This window comes from Micromonospora sp. NPDC047527, from assembly GCF_040643015.1.
GTDB lineage: Bacteria > Actinomycetota > Actinomycetes > Mycobacteriales > Micromonosporaceae > Micromonospora.
This window is the reverse complement of the sequence record NZ_JBEYTK010000008.1, coordinates 60,992-78,829: the sequence shown is the minus strand read 5'-3', so window position 1 is coordinate 78,829 and position 17,838 is coordinate 60,992. Positions and strand designations below refer to the sequence as shown.

At 73.9% G+C, this 17,838-nt stretch carries 11 protein-coding genes; 4 read left to right on the top strand and 7 right to left on the bottom strand.

Features of this window, described 5'->3' with window-relative positions; genetic code table 11:
* Positions 1–9: 9 nt before the first annotated feature.
* Positions 10–2,493 (bottom strand): GGDEF domain-containing phosphodiesterase, encoded by a 2,484-nt coding sequence (locus ABZ808_RS26065; RefSeq protein ID WP_357011360.1) that lies wholly within the window; start codon positions 2,491–2,493, stop codon positions 10–12.
* Between the two features lie 217 nt (positions 2,494–2,710).
* Between ABZ808_RS26065 and ABZ808_RS26060 the strand changes: the two genes are divergently transcribed.
* Positions 2,711–3,103 carry a PH domain-containing protein gene (locus ABZ808_RS26060; RefSeq protein ID WP_357011358.1) on the top strand — a complete coding sequence of 131 codons (393 nt, stop codon included), beginning with the start codon at positions 2,711–2,713 and terminating at the stop codon, positions 3,101–3,103.
* Positions 3,104–3,115: 12 nt separating this feature from the next.
* On the opposite strand, the gene ABZ808_RS26055 is transcribed toward ABZ808_RS26060, so the two are convergent.
* Positions 3,116–4,042: a 2-hydroxyacid dehydrogenase gene (locus tag ABZ808_RS26055; RefSeq protein WP_357011356.1), complete on the bottom strand. Its 927-nt coding sequence runs from the start codon at positions 4,040–4,042 to the stop codon at positions 3,116–3,118.
* A 185-nt stretch (positions 4,043–4,227) separates the two neighbouring features.
* On the opposite strand from ABZ808_RS26055, the gene ABZ808_RS26050 reads away from it, so the two are divergent.
* The 3 genes from ABZ808_RS26050 to ABZ808_RS26040 all read left to right on the top strand — a co-directional run bounded on the left by ABZ808_RS26050 (position 4,228) and on the right by ABZ808_RS26040 (position 8,934).
* Positions 4,228–6,045, top strand: coding sequence for a SpoIIE family protein phosphatase (locus tag ABZ808_RS26050; RefSeq protein ID WP_357011354.1), 1,818 nt, complete (start codon positions 4,228–4,230; stop codon positions 6,043–6,045).
* Positions 6,046–6,125: 80 nt separating this feature from the next.
* Positions 6,126–7,298 carry a PQQ-dependent sugar dehydrogenase gene (locus ABZ808_RS26045; protein WP_357011352.1) on the top strand — a complete coding sequence of 391 codons (1,173 nt, stop codon included), beginning with the start codon at positions 6,126–6,128 and terminating at the stop codon, positions 7,296–7,298.
* A 61-nt stretch (positions 7,299–7,359) separates the two neighbouring features.
* Positions 7,360–8,934: a metallophosphoesterase gene (locus tag ABZ808_RS26040; RefSeq protein ID WP_357011350.1), complete on the top strand. Its 1,575-nt coding sequence runs from the start codon at positions 7,360–7,362 to the stop codon at positions 8,932–8,934.
* A 25-nt stretch (positions 8,935–8,959) separates the two neighbouring features.
* On the opposite strand, the gene ABZ808_RS26035 is transcribed toward ABZ808_RS26040, so the two are convergent.
* From ABZ808_RS26035 to ABZ808_RS26015, 5 genes are all read right to left on the bottom strand, one after another.
* The gene (locus ABZ808_RS26035) at positions 8,960–11,317 is read right to left on the bottom strand and encodes a pyruvate dehydrogenase (RefSeq protein WP_357011348.1); all 2,358 of its coding nucleotides are present in this window, start codon (positions 11,315–11,317) and stop codon (positions 8,960–8,962) included.
* A 142-nt stretch (positions 11,318–11,459) separates the two neighbouring features.
* Positions 11,460–12,959: an Asp-tRNA(Asn)/Glu-tRNA(Gln) amidotransferase subunit GatB gene (gene gatB / locus ABZ808_RS26030; protein WP_357011346.1), complete on the bottom strand. Its 1,500-nt coding sequence runs from the start codon at positions 12,957–12,959 to the stop codon at positions 11,460–11,462.
* A gap of 13 nt (positions 12,960–12,972) precedes the next feature.
* Complete coding sequence (gene gatA, locus ABZ808_RS26025) at positions 12,973–14,448, bottom strand: Asp-tRNA(Asn)/Glu-tRNA(Gln) amidotransferase subunit GatA (RefSeq protein WP_357011344.1); 1,476 nt, start codon at positions 14,446–14,448, stop codon at positions 12,973–12,975.
* A gap of 76 nt (positions 14,449–14,524) precedes the next feature.
* Positions 14,525–14,830, bottom strand: coding sequence for an Asp-tRNA(Asn)/Glu-tRNA(Gln) amidotransferase subunit GatC (gatC, locus tag ABZ808_RS26020; protein ID WP_088991147.1), 306 nt, complete (start codon positions 14,828–14,830; stop codon positions 14,525–14,527).
* Between the two features lie 157 nt (positions 14,831–14,987).
* Positions 14,988–17,720, bottom strand: coding sequence for a bifunctional diguanylate cyclase/phosphodiesterase (locus ABZ808_RS26015; RefSeq protein WP_357011341.1), 2,733 nt, complete (start codon positions 17,718–17,720; stop codon positions 14,988–14,990).
* Positions 17,721–17,838: the final 118 nt, after the last annotated feature.

Here is a 17,838-nt window from a genome sequence, read left to right as displayed (position 1 = left end):
CGCTCGGGCTCAACGGGACGCCGAGGGGAACTCCTCGAAGTACGCCTCGACCCGCTCGGCGGTGGCCGGACGGGCCAACGCGAAACCCTGCCCGTAGTGGCAGCCGGCGCGATGTGCCCCCTCCACCTGGGCCGGTAGCTCCAACTCCTCGGCGACGATCTCCACGCCCAGCCGCTCGCCCACGCTGACCACCACGTCGATCAGCGGCGGCTGCCCGGTCGGCCGGGAACCCACCAGCTCCGGGCCGATCTTCAGCAGGTCGATCGGCAGCCGGCGCAGGTGGGCCAGCGAGGCGTGCTCCGCCCGGAAGTCGTCCAACGCGGTGCGGACGCCCAGGGACCGCAACCCGGCCAGCCGGGCCACCACTGTCGACAGGTCCCCGCCGATCCTCGGCTCCGCCACCTCCACCACCAGCCGCTCCGGCGCCACCCCGTACGCGGCAAGCACCGCCGCGACCCGCTGCACGAAGTCGGGAGTGGTCAGCTCCCGGGTGGTGACGTTGACGGCCATCCACAGCTCCCGGGTGCCCGCCGACCAGTCGGCCAACTGCCGGCAGGCCCGGTCCAACACCCACCACTCCAGCTCCCCCACCAGGTCCAGATCCTCGGCGACCGGCAGCAGCTCGCCCGGAAGCACCGTGCCGAGCACCGGGCTTCGCCAGCGCAGCAACGCTTCGGCGCCCACCGGCTGCCGGTCGGCCAGGTCGAGCACCGGCTGGTAGACCAGATCCAGCTCGCCACGCGCGACCGCACCCGGCAACTCGCGTTCCAGGTCGAGCCGGCGCACCAACTGCTCCTCCAGGAACGCGTCATACCACTCGACCCGGTCCCGGCCCAGCTGCACCGCACGCCGCCGGGCCAGCTCGGCCTGCCGGAGCACGTCCGCCGGCCCCGCACCAGCCACCTCGGCCAGCCCGATGCTCGTCTGGACCCGCAGCACCGACCCGGCCAACCGGTAGGGCGGGGCGAGCGCGGTCAGCAGCCGGGTGCCCAGCGCGTACGCCAGCACCGGGCCGGCAGCGGTGACCACGGCGAAGCCGGTGCCCGTGCAGCCGGTGACCAGGTCGCCGGGCGCGACGACCGCGCGGGCGCGCAGGGCCGCCTCGGCCAGGACGTCCTCCCGGGCCACCGGACCGAGCCCGTCGGCGCCGTGCAAATCCACCAGCAGCAGCGCGCCGGCCGGCGCCGGCACGTCGCCGATCGCGACCAGCGCGTCCAGCAGAGCCGCCCGGTCTCCCGGACCGCCGACGCCCGCAACGGACCCGGAGCCGAGCGGCGACCAGGCGACGCCATCGTCGGGCCAGGCCGTGCCGCCGGTCGAGGTGCCGGCGCCACCGTCGGACAGCCAGGCCCCGCCGCCACCGGTCGACGTGCCGGCGTCGTTGTCGGACAGCCAGGCCCCGCCGCTGCCGGTAGAGGTGGCCGGGACGCGCTCGGACGGCTCGTCCGGTGCTCCCGGCCAGAAGGGTCGCACCGCGCGGCGGTGCCGGACGGCGCGGCGCGTACGGCGGCGGTGCGCGGCACGCCGTTCGCCGGTGGCCGCGTCGCCGCCCCGCAGCAGCTCCCGCAGCACGAGCGGCGGCACGGCCGCCAGGGCCAGCAGCACGCTCGTCCGATCCGGTGTCCGGCCGGCAGCCGCGTGCAGGCCCGCCGCCAGCAGCAACACCGCCGCCGGAAGTACCACCCGGGGCCAGGTCGGCGCGGCGCGCCCGGCCGTCGGCGCCGCGCCGCCCGTCGCCACCGCGGCGTCCGCTCCGAGCGCGGTCAGCAGCATCCCGAGCACCAGCGGCGGCACCGCCAGCAGCGCCGCCCGACCTGCGGGCGCGGGCGGCAGGGTGGTCAGCAGCGCCAGCCCGAGCAGGGTGAGCAGGACGCCACCTCGACAGATGGCGGCACCCGAGCGCCGGCCCGGGCCGGTGAACACGCTGAGCGCGGCCATGCCCAGCCCACCGAGCGCCAGAGCGGCGACCAGCCGGGCCGGCCCCGACAGGGTGTCGCTGGGAAACAGCAGCCAGCCGGCGAGGGCCAACCCCACCGCCGGACCGGCCGCCGCCACGAGCCCCCGCAGCCGGACGGGGGACCACGGTGGTGTCCCGCCCGGCAACCGGAGCAGCCCGGCCACCGACAGGACAGCCACGATCAGTGACCCGACCAGCGCGGCGAAGCGGTGCCCGGTGTCGATCAGCGGCAGCGTGGCGGCGGTGAGGCCGGACGCCACCACCGCCGCGTCGAGCAGCACGCCCAGCGCCAGCGGGGACGGCTCGGTGGGCGACGGGCCAGCGCGGGACGCGTCGACCGGGCGGCGGCTGGCCAGACGGGACAGTCGCACCCCGGCGAGCGTGGCACCCGCGCCGCCGGCCAGCGCGATCACCACCGAGGTCGGCACCAGGTCGACGGTGCCGGCGAGGACGAGCAGCGCGACAGCCGTGAGCACGGCGGCCTCCGGTGCCGCCCGGCGGGGGACGAGGACACGGAACGGGTACGCGAGGGGCACGGCGGTCGCCTTCGTGAGGGGGCACGGGGCGGTGCGGCGGTGCGGGACGGCGGACGTTGCGGGTCCGCTGCCCAACAGTCGAGAACGATCGGCGACCAAATCGGTTACGCGTCGGCCACCGGCGCAGGCCAGTGACCCGTGTCACTGTACGGGGTGCCGGGCCGGCGCGGCATTGCCCGCCGCGAGCCGGATCGGCCCGGGGTGGGATCATCGCAGGGTGAGTACGCCCGACACGGTCCGCTTCCGGTACAACCAAGCCATCCTGGCCGCCGCGATCATCGCCTTCGTCGGTGCCCTGCCGCTGGCCAACGCCCAGGCGTACCTGCTGCCGGTGCTGCTCGTCCCGCTCGCCGTCGGGGTGTGGGCCTGGCGGGCCGGCACCGACGCCAACCCCCGGGAGCTGCGCCTGCGCGCCCTGGCGGGGCAGCGCCGGATCGACTGGGACCAGGTCGTCGAGCTGTCCACCGATCCGCGCGGGCGGGCGGTCGCCCGGCTCGACGACGGCCAGCAGGTCGTCCTGCCGGCGGTACGCGGCAGGGACCTGCCCCGGCTTGTCGCGGCCACCGGTCAGACGCTGCCGGCCGGGGCGGACGAGACCCCCGGCCAGTAGCGACGCCGACCGTCAGTAGCCGTCGACCACCGTGTTGATCAGCGGCTGACCGGCGGCGAACCGACGCACCTGCTCACCGACGAGCCGGTACGCACGCGGCAGCAGCCCGCGCACCGAGCCGGCCACGTGGGGCGTGAGCAGGACGTTCGGCATCGTCCAGAGCGGGGAGTCGGCGGGTAGCGGCTCCGGGTCGGTGACGTCCAGCGCGGCCGAGATGCGGCCGGTGCCCAGCTCCGCGACGAGCGCCTCGGTGCGGGCCACCGGACCCCGGGACCCGTTGACCAGCAGCGACCCGTCCGGCATCGCGGCCAGGAACTCCTTGTCGATCAGACCACGGGTCTGGTCGGTGAGCGGCACCAGCACGACCACCACGTCGGCCTCGGGCAGCAGCCGGGGCAGCTCCGCCACAGCGTGCACCTCCTGCTCGGGCCGGGCTGTCCGGGCGACCAGGGTGAAGCTCACCTCGAACGGGGCGAGCCGGTCCCGCACCGCCGTACCGATCGAACCGGCGCCGACGATGAGCACCCGCTTGCCGGTCAGCTCGTCGGTCGGGGTGTTCCCGTCGAACGCCCACCGCCGGTCGGCCTGCGCCCGGACGAAGGCGGGGAACGCCCGCAGCTGGGTGAGGATCGCGGTGACGACCCATTCGGCGGTGGACGGGTCGTGCACGCCCCGGGCGTCGCAGAGGGTGACCCCCTCCGGCATCCGGCCGGCCCAGGCGTCCGCCCCCGCCGAGAGCAGCTGCACCACGGCCAGGTCGGGCAGCTCACGCAGCAGCGCGGTCGCGTCCGACCCGCTCAGGAACGGCGGCACCCAGAAGCGGACGTCGGCCACGTCGGAGGGCAGCCGCTCGGGATGCTCGGCGACCTCCACCGTCACGGTCTCGGGCAGCTCGCCGACGAGATTCAGACCAGCCTGATGCGGAATCCATACCTTCACGTCCGCCGACGATAGTCCCCGGCTCGGCGGCCGGGACGAGCACGGCGGCGAACCGGCGTCCCGGGGGATGGCGCGCGGAGGCGGTGCGGGCGAGACTCGGCACACCGAGGTTCGGTCCAGGCCCGAACGAGGTATAACCAAGGCCGGAGGGCCGGTCGGCCTCCACCCCCGCAGACAGGTGTTCGATGACCGACGGCTCCCCCGCCAGCCCGCGACGCGCGACTCCCCCGCCCCCGGGGCTCGCCGACGCGGCGCGGCTGCGCGCACTCGCCGACACCGGTCTGGACGCCGCCCCGGACGAGGCGTTCGACCGGTTCGCCCGGCTGGTCAGTGATCTGCTGGAGGTCCCGGTCGCGCTGGTCTCCCTGGTCTCCGCCGACCGGCAGTTCTTTCCGGGCGCGGTGGGGTTGCCCGAGCCGTGGTCCGAGCAGCGGCAGACCCCGCTGACCCACTCGTTCTGCCAGCACGTGGTGGACATCGAGGTGCCGATGGTGCTGCCGGACGCCCGGCTCTACCCCCGCGTACGGGACAACCTGGCCGTCGAGGACCTCGGCGTGGTCGCGTACGCCGGGATGCCGTTGACCGACCTCTCCGGCCGGGTGCTCGGCGCGCTCTGCGCCATCGACAACAAGCCGCGGGCTTGGACCGCCGGGCAGCTGCGGACGCTGGCCGACCTGGCCGCCGCCTGCTCGTCGGAGCTGCGGCTACGGATCGCGCTGGACGGGGCCCAGGAGGCGCGCCGGCGGGTCGTGCAGGCGCACGAGCGGCTGGAGCTGCTGGCCGGGGTGAGCGAGACGCTCGCCGGCACCCTGGACGTGGGCACCGCGCTGCGCCGTCTCGCCGCCACCATGGTGCCGCTGCTCGCCGACTGGTGCCTGCTCACCCTGGTCGGGCCGTCGGGTCTGCCCCGCGAGGTGGTCGCGGTGCACCGCGACCCGGCCCGGACGGCGGACGTCGACGACTTCGCCGCGCTGCTGGGCACCGGGCTGAGCCAGGAGTCGACCATCCGCGCGGTCCTGCGCACCGGCCAACCCCGCCTCGGCGCCGTGGCATCGCTGACCGACGTCGCGCGGGGCACCACCGACCCGGAGATGGTGGCGATCGCCGAGCGCCTCGGCATCGCCTCCTACCTCAGCGTGCCGGTGCGGGCCGCCAGTGGCACCGTGCTGGGCGCGATCACCCTGGTCAACGCTGCCGGGCGTCAGCAGTTCGACGACCGCGACGTGCTCACCGCGGTGGACATCGGCCGCCGGGCCGGGCAGGCCATCGGCAACAGCTCGATGTACGGCGAGCAGCGGCACGTCGCCGAGGTCCTGCAACACAGCATGCTGCCGCGGCTGCCCGTCGTGCCGGAGCTGGAGCTGACGGCCCGCTACCAGCCGGCGGCCGACCGGGTGGAGGTCGGCGGCGACTGGTACGACGCCTTCGTCCAGCCCGACGGCGACCTGATCGCGGCGATCGGGGACGTGGCCGGGCACGACATCGAAGCGGCGGCGACCATGGGCCAGCTGCGCAACCTGGTGCGCGGCAACGCCTTCGGTCGGCCGGACGCGGTTGCGGCGCTGATGACCCATCTGGACGGCGCGATCCGCGGGCTGCGGCTGCCGATCGCGGCCACCGCGACGCTGGTCCGGGTCTGCCGCCGGTGCTCCGGCGTGCGGGAGGTGACCTGGTGCAACGCCGGGCACCCGCCGGCCCTGGTGGTCCGCGTCGGCGGTGCCGTCGAGGTCCTCGAAGCGACGCCGGAGCCGTTGCTCGGCCTGGCCCGGCCGTCGCCACGGACCAGCCAGTCGACCAGCCTGGCCACCGGCGACACGCTGCTGCTCTACACCGACGGGCTGATCGAGCGCCGGGACCGGTCCATCGACGACGGGCTCGCCGAGCTGGTGGGCCGGTTGACCGGCACCGACACGGTGCCCCTCGACGACCTGTGCGACCTGCTGCTCGCCTCGATCCAGCACCGTGAGGACGACACGGCACTGCTGGCCGTACGGGCCCGTTGAGCGGCCCATCGGCTCGGCCGCTCGGCGCCGTCCGCCCTGGCGGGCCCGGCTGGGTCGTTCGGCGGGCTACCCTGGGCCGGGTGAGAGCCCGTCCCCCGTACCCTCGCACTCGCCGCCTCCGGGCGGTCCTCGCGGCGTCCTGCGCGGCGCTGCTGTTCGTCACGGGTTGCAGCTTCGGCGAGCCGGAGCCCGACCCGGCTGGCGAGCCGCCCAACCTGCCGACCCCGTCGACCTCGGCCAGCCCCGGCGGCGCCGGCCAACAGGCGGTGGCGACCGTGCTCGCCAAGGGGCTGCGGGTGCCGTGGGCCATCGCCTTCCTGCCCGACGGCGGCGCGCTGGTCACCGAACGGGACAGCGGCCGGATCCTCCAGGTCGGCCCGGAGTCCGGGCCGGACGGGCTGCGGGTCCGTGTCGTGCAGACGATCACCGACGTGGCGGCGGCGGGCGAGGGCGGCCTGCTCGGCATCGCCGTCTCCCCCGACTACGCCCGGGACCGGTCGGTCTTCGTCTACTACACGACCGAGCAGGACAACCGGGTCGCCCGCCTACAGGTCGGTGGCCAGCCCACCCCGATCCTCACCGGCATCCCCAAGGCCAACGTGCACAACGGCGGCGGCCTGGGCTTCGGCCCGGACGGCCAGCTCTACGTCAGCACGGGTGACGCCGGGGAACGCCCCGCCGCACAGGACGTGAAGAGCCTCGGCGGCAAGATCCTGCGGGTCACCGCCGACGGCAAGCCCTCGGCGGGCAACCCGTACCCCGGCTCCCCGGTCTGGTCGCTGGGGCACCGCAACGTGCAGGGCTTCGCCTGGGACGACGCCAAGCGGATGTACGCCGTCGAGTTCGGCCAGAACACCTGGGACGAGATCAACCAGATCACCAAGGGCGGCAACTACGGCTGGCCGCAGGTCGAGGGGCGGGCCGGCGACAAGCGGTACACCGACCCGCTCACCCAGTGGGCGACCTCCGACGCGTCCTGCTCGGGGCTGGCCGCCACGGACCGGCTGCTGGTCACCGGCTGCCTGCGCGGTAAGCGACTCTGGGTGATGGAGCTGACCGACACCGGCACCCTGCTCGGTCAGCCCAGCGAGCTGCTCACCAACCGGTACGGTCGACTACGCGCGGTGGCCGCCGCGCCGGACGGGTCGCTCTGGGTGAGCACCTCCAACCACGACGGGCGGGGCACCCCGGCAGGCGACGACGACCGGCTGCTGCGGGTCGTCTTCGCCGGCGGCGACGGCGGTCGCAGCTGACCTGCGTCACCATCCACGCGGGTTTGCCAAGATCCTCCGACGGGCAGGTCAGAATCTCAGCATGGACGGGCAGCGCGACGAGCAGCACGACGACGACGCCGAGGGCCGGGACGACCCGGTGACCGGCGGCGAGCCGGCACGCCCACAGAGCCGGCGGATCGGCCGGCCGGGTGGGCCGGTACGCCGCGTCGGCGTGATCCTCGCCGTGCTCGCCGTGGGCCTGGCCGGGGCGGTGCTGGGGGTGCTGGCCGGCGGCCGGGTGGACACCGACATCGGGCCGTTCCGGGCCAGCCTCACCCTCTCCCCTGCCAGCGAGGGCGGGACGACCATCGACGTGCCGCCGCTCGGCGCGCTGCTGCTGGACAGCCATGACGGGCCCACCCACCTCACCGTGCGGCTGGGCGCCCTGGACCAGGGGCGCACCGAGGCGCTGCTCGACGATCCGGCGAGCATCAGCCGGGCCAGCCAGAGCGCGGTGGAGGACGTCCGCAGCGGGGTGATGCGGCTCGGCCTGCGGACCCTCGCCACGGCGGTGCTGGTCACCCTGATCCTGGCCGGGTTGATCTTCCGGGATGTGCGGCGGACCGCCTGGGCGGGCGGGCTGGCTCTTCTGGTCACCGCCGGCAGCCTCGGAACGGCCGCGGCGACCCTGCGCCCGCAGGCGATCGAGGAGCCGCGCTACGAGGGCCTGCTCGTCAACGCGCCGGCCATCGTCGGCGACGCCCGCCGCATCGCCAACGACTACACCAAGTACGCCGAGCAGTTGCAGCGCCTCGTCGGCAACGTCAGCCAGCTCTACACCACCGTGTCGGCGCTGCCGGTGTTCGAGCCGGCGCCCGGCACCACCCGGGTCCTGCACGTCTCCGACATGCACCTCAACCCGACCGGCTGGCAGCTCATCCGGACGGTGGTGGAGCAGTTCGGCATCGACGTGGTCGTCGACACCGGCGACATCACCGACTGGGGCAGCGAGCCCGAGGAGTCCTTCGTCGGCTCGATCGGGCTGCTCAAGAAGCCGTACGTGTTCATCCGGGGCAACCACGACTCGGGCCGTACGGGAGCGGCGGTGGCCCGCCAACCGAACGCGATCGTGCTGAACAACTCGACCACCACGGTCGGCGGGCTGACCATCGCCGGCATCGGTGACCCGCGCTTCACACCCGACAAGAACACCTCCCCGGCGGGCAGCGGGCTGACCCAGCAGGTGGCCGACCAGGTGATCGGCGCCGGTGAGCAGCTCGCCGCCACGGTGCGCAGCTCGCCGCGCCCGGTCAACATCGCGCTGGTCCACGACCCGGCGTCGGCCGGGCCGCTGGCCGGCACCTGCCCGCTGGTGCTGGCCGGGCACACCCACGCCCGACAGGTCTCCAAGCTGCCCGAGGCGCCCGGTCAGCAGCCCACCACGCTGATGGTGGAGGGCTCCACCGGCGGGGCCGGGCTGCGCGGCCTGGAGGGCGAGAAGCCGACCCCGCTGTCGATGAGCGTGCTCTACTTCGACCAGCAGAAGATGCTCCAGGCGTACGACGACATCACCGTCGGCGGCACCGGGCAGGCCCAGGTCAACCTGGAACGCCACCTGGTGGAGACCCCGTCCGCCGGGCCGTCCGCAACCCCCACCCCCACCCCGACGCGCTGAGCGCGGGGCGGGGGCGGGCAGCGGGTCAGCGGAGGGCGAGGGCGGCCAGGGCGGCGTTGACGATGCTGCCGGGCAGCAGGTCGTGCAACTCGTACAGGTCGGCCACACTGCCGGACTGGCCGAACTCGTCCACGCCGAGCGGCACCGCCGGAGCGCCGAGCGCCGAACCGAGCCAGGCCATCGCGTGCGACGCGGCGTCGTGCACGGTCACCACCGGCACCCGGTCGACGAACGCGGACCGCAGGGCACCCGGGACGCTGGGCACGGTGGCGGTGCGGACGCCCTGACGCAGGGTGCGCTGCCACGCCCGGTAGAGCCGGTCCAGCGAGGTCACGTCCACCACGTGCGCGGCGACACCCTCCTCGGCCAGCTCCGCCGCGGCGGCCAGCACCTCGGGCAGCACCGCGCCGGAGGCGGCCAGTTGCACCACCGGGGCGTCGGCCAGGTGCGGGTACGCCTGGTGCGCGTCGACCAGCCGGTACGCCCCGGCGACCACCTGCCGGCGCAGCACCGCGTCGCCGAGCCGGGCGCGGGCCGCCTCGAACGGCGCCTGGTCCAGCGGTCGGGTGCTCAACCGGAAGTAGTACGCCCCGTCCTCGGTCGGCGCGGCGGTCGCGGCCGGCGACGACCCGCCGGCGATCTGCCCGAGCGCGTCGCAGAGCAGCCAGTCCAGGCTGCCCGCGTACGCCGGTTCGAGGAACGTCACCCCGGGCAGCTCCAGGCCGACCGAGGCGGTGATCGTGGACTGGTGTGCGCCGCCCTCCGGGGCCAGGGTGATGCCCGACGGGGTGCCGGCCACCACGAACCGGGAACCGGAGTACGTGCCGTACAGGAACGCGTCCAGGCCGCGCAGCACGAACGGGTCGTAGACCGTGCCCACCGGCAGCAGCGGCTGCCCGGACAGGTCCCAGGAGAGGCCGAGCTGCCCGAGCAGCAGGAACAGGTTCATCTCCGAGATGCCCAGCTCGATGTGCTGCCCAGCGGGGCTCTCGGTCCAGCGCAGCATCCGGTCCTCGGTCCAGGAACGCTGCTCGGTGGGGGCGAACACCCCGGTCTTGTTGATGAACCCGGCGAGGTTGGTGGAGGTGGCCACGTCCGGCGCGGTGGTCACCAGGTAGCGGCCCACCTCCCGGTCCCGCGCCAGGTCCACCAGCACCCGACCGAAGACCTCCTGCGTGGAGATCGGCTTGTTGGCGCGTACTCCCGTGCTCTCCGGAACGGTGACCCCCAACGCGCGCTCGCGCGGCGCGCGGGACAGCGACTCCCGGCGGGCGCCGGCCCGGATGCCGGCCGGTGACGCCGGGTCGAGACGGTCCCACTCGGTCTCCGCGGTCAGACCCTGCGCGGCCCGCAGCGTGTCCACCTGCTCGGTGCTGAGCAGCGCCGAGTGGTTGCGCGGATTGCCGGCGATGGGCAACCCCCAACCCTTGACGGTGTACGCGAAGACGACGCTGGGCCGGTCGGTGACCGCGTCGCACTGTGCGTAGGCGTCGAGCATCGCCGACAGGTCGTGCCCGCCCAGGTCGGTGACGAGCGGGCGCAGCTCCTCGTCGTCGATACCCGCCACGAAGGCACCCACCTCGGCCGGTGCGCCGTCCAGGAACTGCGTGCGCAGCGCCGGGCCGGTCAGCCCGAACAGCGACTGGTACTGCTCGTTGGGCATCGCGTCGATCCAGTCGCGCAGCGCCTCGCCACCCGGCCGGGCGTACGCCTCGGCGAGCCGACGGCCGTACTTGACCTCCACGACGTGCCAGCCGGCCGCCTCGAACTGACCCCGCCACTGGTTGATCCGGATGCCCGGCACCACGCGGTCCAGCGACTGCCGGTTGAAGTCGACAAGCCACATGACGTTGCCCAGCCCGGTGGTCGCCGGGTCGGCGACCGCCTCCCAGATGTTGCCCTCGTCGAGCTCGGCGTCGCCGATCAGCGCCACGAACCGGGAGTGCGGGCGTGCCCCGAAGTGCGCGTCGACGTAGCGCCGGGTGGCGGCGGCGAAGAGCGGCGCCGCCGCGCCGAGCCCGACCGAGCCGGTGGAGAAGTCCACCTCGTCCGGGTCCTTGGTGCGCGACGGGTACGACTGGAGGCCACCCCGGGCCCGCAGCCGGGGCAGGTACGAGCGGTCCAGGTTGCCCAGCAGGTACTGGATGGCGTGGAACACCGGGGAGGCGTGCGGCTTGACCGCGACCCGGTCCTCGGCGTCCAGGTGCTGGAACCACAGCGCGGTCATCGCCGTGACGAGGGACGCGCTGGAGGCCTGGTGGCCGCCGACCTTCACCCCGTCGCCGGTGGCCCGGTCGTGGTTGGCGGCGTCCACGATCCGGGTGGCGAGCCAGAGCACCCGCCGCTGGATCTCGTCGAGGACATCGAGGTCGTGTTGGTTCACGGTGGCTCCATCCGGGCGTCGCCGTTGACGCCCTCGCGAGGGGTGTGCGTTCACGCCGCCCGGGGTGCCCGGCGCGCGTCGAGACGTCAGTAAGGGCCCCTTCGCGATGCCTGACGCATCAGAAGGGGCCCTTACCGACCGATCAGCCCTGGACGCCGAGGCGCTCCAGGATCAGCTCACGGACGGTCTTCGCGTCGGCCTGACCACGGGTGGTCTTCATGACCGCGCCGACCAGGGCGCCGGCCGCGGCGACCTTGCCGCTACGGATCTTGTCGGCGATGCCGGGGTTGGCCGCGATGGCCTCGTCCACGGCGGCGGTGAGGGCGCCGGTGTCCGAGACGACCTCAAGCCCTCGGTTGGTCATGATCTCGGTGGGCGAGCCCTCGCCGTCGACCACGCCCTCCAGGACCGTCCGGGCCATCTTGTCGTTGAGCTTGCCGGCGTCGACCAGACCCTGCAACTCGGCGACCTGCCTCGGGGTGGCACCGATGTCGGCCAGCTCCACGCCGCTCTCGTTGGCCCGGCGGGACAGCTCGCCCAGCCACCACTTGCGGGCCGCGGCCGGCGTGGTGCCGGCGGCCACGGTCGCCTCGATCAGCTCGACCGCACCGGCGTTCAACACCGACTGCATGTCCAGGTCGGAGAGCCCCCACTGCTCCTGCAACCGACGCCGGTGCACCCGGGGCAGCTCCGGCAGGGCGGCCTTCAGCTCGGCGACCCACGCCGGGTCCGGGGCGATCGGCACCAGGTCCGGCTCCGGGAAGTACCGGTAGTCGGTGGCCGTCTCCTTCGAGCGACCCGAGGTGGTGTCGCCGGTGTCCTCGTGGAAGTGCCGGGTCTCCTGGGTGATCCGGCCGCCCGCGTCCAGCACCGACGCCTGGCGCAGCATCTCCGAGCGCACCGCCCGCTCGACCGACCGCAGCGAGTTGACGTTCTTGGTCTCGGTGCGGGTGCCCCACTCCTGACCCGGAAGGTTGAGCGACGTGTTGACGTCGCAGCGCAGCGAGCCCTCCTCCATCCGCACGTCGGAGACACCGAGGGTGCGGATCACGTCCCGCAGCTCGGCGACGTACGCCTTCGCCACGTCGGGGGCGAGCGCGCCGGTGCCGGTGATCGGCTTGGTGACGATCTCGACGAGCGGAATGCCGGCCCGGTTGTAGTCGACAAGCGACTCGGTCGCGCCGTGGATGCGGCCGGTCGCGCCACCGACGTGCAGGGTCTTGCCGGTGTCCTCCTCGAGGTGCACCCGCTCGATCTCGATGCGTACCGTCTCGCCGCCCACCTCGACGTCCAGGTAACCGTCGACGCAGATCGGCTCGTCGTACTGGCTGATCTGGAAGTTCTTCGGCATGTCCGGGTAGAAGTAGTTCTTCCGGGCGAACCGGCACCATTCGGCGATCGAGCAGTTCAACGCAAGGCCGATCCGGATGATCGCCTCGATGGCCGCCTTGTTGGCCACCGGCAGCGAGCCGGGCAGCCCCAGGCAGACCGGGCAGACCCGGGTGTTCGGCTCGCCACCGAAGTCGGTCGGGCAGCCGCACCACATCTTGGTGTTCGTGCCCAGCTCGACGTGGGTCTCCAGGCCGATCACCGGTTCGTAGCGCGCGACGACCTCGTCGTACGCGGGCAGCGTCGTCGTCATCTGGGCTCCTGCCTCACAGTGCCGGTGGGGTGAACGTGCCGACCGCGGACTCCAACGCGGCGGCGACCCGGTACATCCGGTCGTCCGCCATGGTCGGCGCCATGATCTGGAAGCCGACCGGGAGCCCGTCGGACAGGCCGCACGGCACCGAGATGCCCGGCCCGCCGTACAGGTTGGTCGGAATCGTGTACAGGTCGGCCAGGTACATCTGGTACGGGTCGGCGGTCCGCGCGCCCATCGGGAACGCCACCGACGGGGTGGTCGGCGAGATCAGCGCGTCGACCCGCTCGAACGCGGCGGTGAAGTCCCGGGTGATCAGCGTACGGACCTTCTGCGCCTGCCCGTAGTACGCGTCGTAGTAACCCGACGACAGCGCGTACGTGCCGATCATGATGCGGCGCTTGACCTCCGGGCCGAAGCCGGCCTCCCGGGTCAGCGACATGACCTCCTCCAGCGACCGGTTGCCGTCGTCGCCGACCCGCAGGCCGAACCGGACGCCGTCGAACCGGGCCAGGTTGGAGGAGCACTCGCTCGGGGCGATCAGGTAGTACGCCGGCAGCGCGTACGCGAACGTCGGGCAGGACACCTCGACGATCTCCGCACCCAGCTTCGCCAGGGCGTCCACCGACTCGCGGAACGCGGCCATCACACCGGGCTCGGCGCCCTCGCCGACGAACTCGCTGACGATGCCGAGCCGCACACCGGCCAGGTCGCCGGTCGCGCCGAGCTTCGCCGCCGCCACCACGTCCGGCACCGGCTGCGGGATCGACGTGGAGTCACGCGGGTCGTGCCCGCCGATCACCTGGTGCAGCAGGGCCGCGTCGAGCACGTTCCGGGCGCACGGGCCGGGAGTGTCCAGCGACGAGGAGAAAGCCACCAGCCCGTAGCGGGAGGTGCCGCCGTAGGTGGGCTTCGCGCCGACGGTGCCGGTGACCGCGCCGGGCTGGCGGATCGAGCCGCCGGTGTCCGAGCCGATCGCCAGTGGCGCCTCGTACGCGGCCAGCGCGGCGGCGCTGCCACCGCCCGAGCCACCCGGGATCCGGCCGAGGTCCCACGGGTTGTGCGTCGGGCCGTACGCCGAGTATTCGGTGGAGGAGCCCATCGCGAACTCGTCCATGTTCGTCTTGCCGAGCATCACCGTGCCGGCCTCGCGCAGCCGCTGCACGATCGTCGCGTCGTACGGCGGGCGCCAGCCCTCAAGGATCTTCGAGCCGACGGTGGTGGGTACGCCCCGGGTGGCGAGCACGTCCTTGACCGCGACCGGCACACCCGCGAGGGGGCCCAACTCCTCGCCGGCCGCCCGGCGCTCGTCCACCGCGCGGGCGGCGGCGAGCGCGCCGTCGGTGTCCACGTGCAGGAAGGCGTGCACCCGGTCGTCGACCGCGGCGATCCGGTCCAGGTGCGCCTGGGTCACCTCGACGGCGGAGGTCTCGCCACCGGCGACGAGAGTGGCGATCTCCGTCGCGGTCATCCTGGTGAGATCACTCATGCCGTCACTCCGCTTCGCTCCGTGACGCCACGAGGCACCACCGCGCTGCACTGCTGATTCGCTCGCTGACGCTCGCTCATGAGGCCACATCCTCGCTCAGGATCCGCGGGACGCGGAACCGCTGGTCCTCGGCGTCGGGCGCGCCCGACAGCGCCTCCTGCGGGGTCAGGCACGGCGTGACCACGTCCTCGCGGAAGACGTTGGTCAACGGCACCGAGTGCGAGGTCGGCGGGATGTCCGCGGCGGCGACCTCGCCAACCTGGGCGACCGCCTGGAGGATCACGTCGAGCTGGCCGGCGAACGTGTCCAGCTCCTCCTCGGTGACGGCGAGCCGCGACAGGCGCGCCAGGTGCGCGACCTCCTCGCGGGAGATGGCGGCCATCCGTGCCCCCTTCTGATGTCCTGCTGGTCGGGCGGTGTGCCGGCCGCGCGGCGGGTGCAGCGTGACGCGCGGTGACCGGAGCGAGTCTATTGTTCCGCTCCGGCGGCGCGTCCCCCACTCCCCCTCCGTCAGCCGGCGTGCCGTGCCGGCGGGCGAGTCAGCGGGTCGGGCGGCGACCGGCGTCCGGTTCGGTGGGACCGCTGCTCGGACGGACCGGCCGGTACCGGGCCAGCCAGGTGACCAACTCCTCGGCGGGCATCGGGCGGGCGTAGAACCAGCCCTGCGCGGCGTCGCAGCCGGCGGCGTGCAGCATCCGCCAGGTCCGCTCGTCCTCCACGCCCTCGGCGACGACCCGCAGCCCCAGCGCGCCGGCCAGCTCGATCATCGACCGGACGATCGCCGCGTCGTCGGCGTCATCGGCCATGCCGAGCACGAACGACCGGTCCACCTTCACCTCCGACAGCGGCAACCGGCGCAGGTGTTGCAGAGACGAATACCCGGTGCCGAAGTCGTCCAGCGCGATGGCCACCCCGATCTTGTGCAGCCTGGAGATGGTGGCCAGCACCCGGCGCGGGTCGGCCATCAGGGCACCCTCGGTGATCTCCAGTTGCAGCCGCTCGGCCGGCACCCCGTAGCGGGTCAGCCGGTCGGCGATCTGGTCGGCGATCTCCCCGGTGTGCAGGTCCCGCACGCTCACGTTCAGCGCCGCGCGCAGCCCGATGCCGGCCGCCGACCACTTGGCGAGCTGCTCCACCACGTCGTCCACCACCCGCCGGGTGAGCAGCCGCATCACCGCGCTCTGCTCGGCGACCCGGATCAGCTCCTCCGGGTCGACCATCCCCCGGCGCGGGTGCCGCCAGCGCAGCAGCGCCTCGACACCGACCACCTCGCCGGTCGCGATGGCGATCTGGGGCTGGTAGTACATCGTGATCTCACCGGCGTCGTCGGCCGGCTCGCCGTCGTGCGCCCACCCGGTCGACCCGAGCGGCTGGTCGGCGGGGCCGGACCCGCCGCCGTGCCCCGCACGGCCGCCACGCGGCGTCGGCCCCGCGCCGCCGCTCGGTGACCGTCGCCCCTGCCCGCTGACACGTCGGTCCCGAGATAAACCGGGGCGCGTGCCGGGGACCGTGGCGCGGGCGTTCCGGCCGCGGATCGGGTCGGCGCCGGTGGCGATCTGCTTGATCAGCTCGTCAGCGTGCGCCAACTCAGCGCCCGAGCGCCGGCGGCGACCCCACCAGCGCCCGCCGGTCGTCGGCGTCGCGGCAATCGCCGGCGCCGGGTGCGGCGCGGCCTCCGCACCGGTGGGCAGCGCCGCGCCGTCACCGCCGCGCACCTCGGCCGGGGCGACGATGGGTACGTCAGTCGCCCGCTCGGAGCCGACCGACTCGGTCGACCCGCCCGGCCCGGCCTCCCGGTCGACCTGTCCCGCCGACGCGACCTGTCCCTCCGACGCGGCGTGCCCCGACGACGCGGTATGGCCCGACGACGCGACCTGCCCCGCCGACGCGGTATGGCCCGCGGACGCGGCATCGATGGGGTCGCGCTGCTCCGGTGCGGCGGCGTCGAGAGTCTCGTCGGCCGGCGGGCCGGATTCCAGCACCCGACGCAGGTCGGCGAGGAGGCCGAGACGCTCGGCCGAGTTGTGGTCGGACTCCGGTGCGTAGACGGCCACCGTGTCGTTGCGGTGCTTGGCGTCGTACATCGCCACGTCGGCGTGCCGCATCAGGGTGGCGAAGTCCTCGCCGTGCTCGGGGAAGAGGGCGATCCCGATCGAGCCGCCCACGTCCAACGGCAGCCCGTCCAGCGGCACCGGCTCGGCCAGGGCCCGGACCACCCGGTCGGCCAGGTCACGCGCCTGACTGACGTCGGTCAGCCCGGTCATCACGATGGCGAACTCGTCCCCACCCAGTCGGGCGATCATCTGCGGGCGGGGGTCGACGTCGGTGAGCCGGGCGCTGACCTCTACCAACAGCCGGTCACCCACCGCGTGCCCGAGCGCGTCGTTGACGTTCTTGAAACGGTCCAGGTCGATGAGCAGCAGCGCCAGATGCCCGCCGGGTTCGCCCCGGGCGGTCCGCTCGGCGTGCAGGTGCACCTGCTCGGCCACCTCGGCCAGCAGCGCCTTGCGATTGGGCAGCCCGGTGAGCGGGTCGGAGGCGGCGAGGTGCTGCTGCTCGACGGTCAACCGGGCCATCCGGTACACGGCGAAGAGCGGCACCAGCACCAGCGGGATCAGCGCCGCGCTGAGGCGGGCCGCCGCGACCAGCACCGGGGCAAGCAGCAGCAGCGAGCCGGTGGAGAGCAGTTCGAAACCGAGGCCCTGCCGGACGGTGGGCCACCACCGGTCGCCGAAGCGCAGCCGCACCGCCCAGCTGACCAGCCCGTAGTTGACCAGGAACCAGGCCACCGTGGCGCCGCCGACAGCGGCCATGTCGGGCCAGTGCAGGTGCCCGCCCGCGAAGATCGGGCCCGGACCGAGCTGGATGATCCCGTACGCGGCGGCGAGGGCGCAGGCGTACTGGCCGACGTTGAACGCCGTCCGCCACGGTGCGTGGCGCATCCGCCAGCCCGAGACGACCACGCCCAGCGCCTGCACCGCCACCGCCGGGCCGAGCCCCCAGCCGAGCAGGATCGCGAAGGTGAAGCAGGTGGACGGGAAGACCGCGGAGGACTGCCGGCGCCCCGGAGGGACGAACGGGCGCGCGTCGCACACCACGGCGAGCGCGGCCATCGTCCAGAACGCCACCGGCAGTCGGGACAGCTCGTCGGAGAGCGTCGTGAGTGGACCGGCGGCGGTCAGCGCCGCGACCGTCAGGATGCCGACGACGAAGGCGGCGAACGGCGCCACCCGCCCAGGCGGGAGGGAGTTACGGGGGTCGGCGACCTCCATCACACCTCCCGACCGACGGTCGACGCGCCGGTGAGCACGCCGTGACCCAATGAAACGCCCTCAGCCCCGGGTTTCCCGGTATGACAGTCACGAATCGGTCGTAGTCGTAATTAAGTTG